Below are 5,840 nucleotides of genomic sequence, written 5' to 3' on the forward strand. Positions count from 1 at the left end.
TCAACCGCCTTCTCGAGTCAAGCCTTATTTTCAAAGGCTTTTCGAGGTTATCGACTTGGCTTTCTGCGTTGCCGCTTGCCCTGTCGATGGAGGCGCATTATAGGGATCTGGATCACGCTTGCAAGGGCCTTTTCGAATTAAATTCGCATTTTTGGTTCAACCGCTCACTAATCACCCAAAAAGCGTATTTATCCTGCAATAACACACCCGTTTGGCGAGCTCGCTATCCTCTATATGGCGTGGCGGTGGTCGCAGATCAAGGTTGTGGCAATTTGGTCTCTCTACATCTATATGCATGGTGATCGAGGTCACGCCTTCGGGTAACATAGCGCCCCTTTGCGATTCACACACTCTTGGGCTTTGGAGAGTTTAATGCCTTTTGCACTTGGCCAGCGTTGGATTAGTGATACAGAGACGGATCTGGGGTTGGGGACTGTCGTTGCTGTTGAAGGACGCATGGTTACCCTGTTGTTTCCGGCTACCGGTGAAAACCGCATGTATGCCAAAGAAGAGGCGCCGGTCACCCGGGTCAGCTTCAATGTGGGCGATCAGATCACCAGTCACGAAGACTGGACCATGACGGTCGAAGAAGTGCAGGAGAAAAACGGCCTGCTTATATATGTAGGTGTGCGCACCGACAATGATGAGCCCGTTGCCCTCAAAGAAGTGTTTCTCAACAACTTTATCAAGTTCAACAAGCCGCAGGATCGCCTGTTCGCCGGTCAGATCGATCGGATGTCACGCTTTACCCTGCGCTACGAGGCGTTGATCAACCAGCACCAGCGTCGTCGCAATCCGACTCGCGGTCTGGCCGGTGGCCGGGTCAGCCTGATCCCGCACCAGCTCTATATCGCCCATGAAGTGGGTCACCGCTACGCCCCGCGCGTACTGCTGGCCGATGAGGTGGGTCTGGGCAAGACCATCGAAGCGGGCATGATCATTCATCAGCAGCTGCTCTCCGGCCGCGCCCATCGGGTACTGATCCTGCTGCCCGAAACGCTCCAGCACCAGTGGCTGGTCGAGATGCTGCGCCGCTTCAACCTGCACTTCTCCCTGTTTGACGAGGAGCGCTGCATCGAGGCATTTGCCGATGCAGAGAACCCCTTCGAGACCGAACAACTGGTGATCTGCAGCCTCGACTTCCTGCGCAAGAAGCGTCGTCGCTTCGAACAGGTGCTGGAAGCCGAGTGGGATCTGCTGGTTGTCGACGAAGCCCACCACCTGGAGTGGAGCGAAGAAGCGCCGAGCCGTGCCTACGAGATGGTGGAAGCGCTGGCCGAACAGGTGCCGGGCGTACTGCTGCTGACCGCAACCCCGGATCAGCTGGGTCACCAGAGCCACTTTGCCCGTCTGCGCCTGCTCGATCCCGAGCGTTTCTACGACTACGAGGCCTTCCTCGCCGAAGAGCAGGCCTATGGTCAGGTCGCCAACGCCGCACAAGAGCTGCTGGATGGCGAGACCCTGAGCGATGAAGCCAGACAGATCCTCGCCAGCCAGCTGGAAGGGTTGGACTTGAGCGATGCCGCCGCCCGTCAGCAGGCGGTTGCCAAGCTGCTGGACCAGCACGGCACCGGACGGGTGCTGTTCCGCAACAGCCGCGCCAATATTCAGGGCTTCCCCGAGCGTCATCTCAACGTCTACCCAATGCCGCTGCCGGAGCAGTACAAGACCGCCATCAAGGTGATGGGCATGATGGGTGGCAACGGCGGCGATCTGCAGACCCGCGCCCTGCGCTACCTCTACCCCGAGAAGATTTTCCAGCAGTTCGAAGGCGACAACGCAACCTGGACCCAGTTCGACCCGCGCGTCGAGTGGTTGCTGGGGCTGCTGCTCTCTGCCCGCCAGCAGAAGGTGCTGGTGATCTGCTCCGAAGCAGCCACCGCCATCGCACTGGAAGAGGCGCTGCGCACCCGTGAGGGGATCCGCGGCACCGTATTCCATGAAGGGATGTCGATCCTCGAGCGGGACAAGGCCTCTGCCTATTTTGCGCAAGAGGATAGTGGCGCCCAGGTGCTGCTCTGTTCCGAGATCGGTTCAGAAGGTCGCAACTTCCAGTTTGCCAGTCATCTGGTACTGTTCGATCTGCCGCTCAACCCTGACCTACTGGAACAGCGCATCGGTCGACTGGATCGTATCGGTCAGCAGAATACCGTCGAGATCCACGTTCCCTATCTGGAAGGCACCTCCCAGCGCGCCCTGCAGCTCTGGTATCACGATGGTCTGGACGCGTTCGAGCAGACCTGCCCGACCGCTCGTCCGGTATTCGAAGCGGTGCGCGATGAACTGTTCGAGCTGCTGGCTGCCAACACCGGCGATCAGGCGACTCTCGACGCCCTGCTGATCAAGACCCGCGAACTGCACGAGCCGCTCAAGGCCCGTCTGGAACAAGGTCGCGATCGCCTGCTGGAGATCCACTCCAGCGGTGGCGCCGCCGCCCAGCAGCTGGTCGACAAGCTGGCCGCCGAAGATGACGACACCGGCATGATCTCCTTCGCCCTCAAGATGTTCGACGAGATCGGCGTCAATCAGGATGACCGTGGCGAGAACGCCTTGGTTCTGACTCCCGGAGATCACATGCTGGTCCCCAGCTTCCCGGGCCTGCCGCAAGACGGCATGACCATCACCTTCGATCGCAACACAGCCCTGTCGCGGGATGACATGGCGCTGCTCTCCTGGGATCACCCCATGATGCGCGGCGGTATCGACCTGATCCTGGGCTCCGAGATCGGTGCCACCTCGGTCGCACTGCTCAAGAACAAGGCACTGCCCATCGGCTCCATCCTGCTTGAGCTGATCTTCGTTGCCGAGTCTGCGGCCCATCCCCAGCTCTACCGCTTCATGCCGCCGACACCGATCCGTCTGCTGATGGACAAGAACGGCCAGAATCTGGGTGAGAAAGTGGCGTTCGATGCCTTCAACCGCCAGCTGACTCCGGTCAATCGCCACCTCGGCAGCAAGCTGGTCACCGCGTCCCAACCGGTGATCCACGGTCTGATTGGCAAGGGCCAGGCCATTGCCGAAGAGCTGAAAGCCGGGATTGTCGACAAGGCCCGCTCCCAGATGGCGCAGACCCTGCAGCAGGATCTGGATCGTCTGGAAGCGCTCAAGGCAGTCAACCCGAACGTGCGCGACAGCGAACTGGATTATCTGCGCAATCTGCAGGCAGAATTGCACCACCTGATCGATCAGACCCAACTCAAGCTGGATGCCATCCGCTTTATCGTGGTCACCCATAACTGACAAGGTACCGACCGACAGCGGCCAGACCCAGCTCAAACTGGATACCCAAGGCCGCTTTGTCGTGGTTACCCATAACTGATGGGGGCTTGCCCCCACCTTCTGATGCGAGACATTTATGTTTGAATACTCACCGCCTCTGGAACCCTGGCTCGATATCCTGTTCAAGGACAAGGACATCATGGTGGTCAACAAGCCCACTGGCCTGCTGAGCGTCCCCGGGCGCGGCCCCGAGAATGAAGACAGCGTCCTGCATCGGGTGAAACAGCAACACCCCAAGGCGGCGGCAGCTCATCGCCTCGACATGTCCACCACGGGCGTCATTGTCATTCCCCTCAATCCCAACTCTCATCGGGAGCTGAGCCGACAATTTCGCGAGCGGGAGACAGAGAAGCACTACCTCGCCTGGGTGTGGGGTGAACCGGAGCTGGATGCGGGCGAAGTGGATCTGCCGCTCTGCGTCGACTGGCCCAACCGGCCGAAACAGAAAGTTGACCACGAGGAGGGGCGTCATGCCCTGACCCTGTGGCAGAAGCTGAAGGTGGAGAATGGCAACAGCCTGATCATGCTGACCCCGATTACCGGTCGCTCCCATCAGCTGCGGGTTCATATGCTGGAGCTGGGTCACCCCATCCTCGGCGATAACCTCTACGCCAACCCGGATGCGCTGGCGGCGGCACCGCACCTTTATCTGCATGCGGCCAGCCTGACCATCAGCCACCCCCGCAGCGGCGAGCGGATGACCTTCGAGGCGCCAGCCCCTTTCCCGGTCTGAGCCTGACAGGTAACTGCCCAATAAAAAGAAAGCCCCCATCGAGAGATGGGGGCTTTTTTATCGCTCAGACGCGGATATCGATATTGCTTCCGAGGGAAGCGCTGGCCGATGTCGGCGCGGCCGGAGCGGATTGCGCTGCGGTTTGCAGCAATTTCAGTGCGGATTCGCCCTCTTGGGTCTGCTGTTTTTTGGCCAGACTGGCCGCCATCAACGCAGAACCGAACGACGTATTTGCAGAGCTGGATATGTCCATAGAGCACCTCCTGCACTAACCATTATCGGCCTATCTGCCACAAGCATGAAGGTTGAACACAAAAAAACCAATTCATCAATTGCATGGCGTGTGCCTGCATGCCCTGTCCATACCCACATTGTTGTGATTAACCCCTGTGAATACAAGCCCATGGCGTTAGAATGCCCTTTTGCCCCGCCTCGGCGGCGCACCTGAAGGACGCCCACCATGGATCTGTTGGCCAGTCTGCTCTTCTCCCTCTCCATTACAGGCCCCATCTGCGTGGTGCTGCTGCTCGGCATCTTGCTCAAGCGGTTGGGGCTGCTGCCGGATCCCTTTACCGAATCCGCCTCCCGCCTGGTGTTTCAGGTCACTCTACCCGCCCTGCTCTTTCTCAGTATTCTGGGTACCAACTTCGCCACCATGCCGAGCCTCTGGTTTATCGGCTATGGCCTGCTCGCCACCGTCACCAGCTATCTGGTGCTGGAGCTGCTGGCTGGCCGCTTTATCGGGGAGCAGCGGCTGCGCGGCATCTTCGTGCAGGGGAGTTTTCGCGGCAACAGCGCCATCATAGGGCTCGCCTACGTGCAAAACGCCTACGGCCACGAAGGGTTGGGGGCGGCGGCCTTCTATGTCGGCGCGGTGACCGTGATCTACAACATTCTCGCGGTAATTACTCTCACCCGCAGTCTGGGTGGCGCCACCGGTATCCGCCCCATCCTGCTCGGCATCATCAAGAATCCCCTGATCATCGCCATCGTGGCGGCGCTGCCCTTTACCCTGCTCGGTATCAAAATGCCGCAACTGCTGCTCACCACCGGCAGCTACTTCGCCAACATGACGTTGCCGCTGGCACTGCTCTGCACCGGCGCCTCCCTCAGCCAGGATGCTCTGCGTGGTGGTGCAGCCATTGCGGGCTGGGCCAGCATCATGCGGCTCTGTCTCATTCCGGCTGCGTTCACTCTTGGGGCGGCCCTGCTCGGCTTCAGCCATCTGGAGCTGGGTATTCTGTTTCTCATCAGCGCCACCCCGACTGCCGCCGCCAGCTATGTGATGACCCGTGCCATGGGGGGCGACAGCGTGCTGGCAGCGAACATCATCGCCATCACTACCCTCGGCTCGCTGCTCACCACTAGTCTGGGAGCAACCCTGATGAACTATCTGGGTCTTATGTACTGACGGCTTGACCTTGCCGGAGGCGGCAACTTTACCCTTGTGCCCTATCAACAGAGGAGAGCATTTATGACCATCGAACTTACCGTCTTCGGCATGTCCTGTGGTGGCTGCGCCGCCAGTCTGCAAAAAGCCCTGCAAGCCCAGCCTGCGGTCACCACCGCGACCGTCGACTTTGCCAACAGCAAAGCAGTCATCGAGAGCGAGCTGAGCAAAGCCGAGCTGATCGCGCTGATCGAAGCCCGCGGTTTTCAGGTAGTTTAATGTATATTCACAGGTCGACATATCAGGTCGAAAAACCTGGCCAAACCTGCAACTTGGTGAGTTTTATCACGCAAAATATCATTTATATAGGTTAACTTGCTGCAATTATTCCAACCATAAGGATTTGCAGCATGACCCTACCGATCCGCAAGACCCTGC

General features: G+C 59.1%; 6 protein-coding genes. 5 read left to right on the plus strand and 1 reads right to left on the minus strand.

The window, feature by feature from the left end:
* The 3 genes from ACRAUW_RS16360 to rluA all read left to right on the plus strand — a co-directional run.
* Positions 1 to 302 (plus strand): hypothetical protein (locus ACRAUW_RS16360; RefSeq protein WP_431363129.1); only part of this gene is annotated, 302 nt, incomplete at its 5' end.
* A gap of 70 nt (positions 303 to 372) precedes the next feature.
* Positions 373 to 3,240 carry an RNA polymerase-associated protein RapA gene (gene rapA, locus ACRAUW_RS16365; protein ID WP_431363130.1) on the plus strand — a complete coding sequence of 956 codons (2,868 nt, stop codon included), beginning with the start codon at positions 373 to 375 and terminating at the stop codon, positions 3,238 to 3,240.
* 115 nt (positions 3,241 to 3,355) lie between these two features.
* A complete protein-coding gene (gene rluA / locus ACRAUW_RS16370; RefSeq protein ID WP_431363131.1) occupies positions 3,356 to 4,012 on the plus strand; it encodes a bifunctional tRNA pseudouridine(32) synthase/23S rRNA pseudouridine(746) synthase RluA in 657 nt (218 codons plus the stop codon).
* Positions 4,013 to 4,076: 64 nt separating this feature from the next.
* On the opposite strand, the gene ACRAUW_RS16375 is transcribed toward rluA, so the two are convergent.
* Positions 4,077 to 4,265, minus strand: a complete 189-nt coding sequence (locus ACRAUW_RS16375; protein ID WP_431363132.1) for a hypothetical protein — start codon at positions 4,263 to 4,265, stop codon at positions 4,077 to 4,079.
* Positions 4,266 to 4,472: 207 nt separating this feature from the next.
* Here ACRAUW_RS16375 and ACRAUW_RS16380 point away from each other — a divergent pair, with 207 nt between their 5' ends.
* Positions 4,473 to 5,423: an AEC family transporter gene (locus ACRAUW_RS16380; RefSeq protein WP_431363133.1), complete on the plus strand. Its 951-nt coding sequence runs from the start codon at positions 4,473 to 4,475 to the stop codon at positions 5,421 to 5,423.
* 63 nt (positions 5,424 to 5,486) lie between these two features.
* Positions 5,487 to 5,681, plus strand: coding sequence for a heavy-metal-associated domain-containing protein (locus ACRAUW_RS16385; RefSeq protein WP_431363134.1), 195 nt, complete (start codon positions 5,487 to 5,489; stop codon positions 5,679 to 5,681).
* Positions 5,682 to 5,840: the final 159 nt, after the last annotated feature.

It is taken from the genome of Aeromonas sp., assembly GCF_050633025.1.
In the GTDB taxonomy this organism is placed as follows: domain Bacteria; phylum Pseudomonadota; class Gammaproteobacteria; order Enterobacterales; family Aeromonadaceae; genus Aeromonas.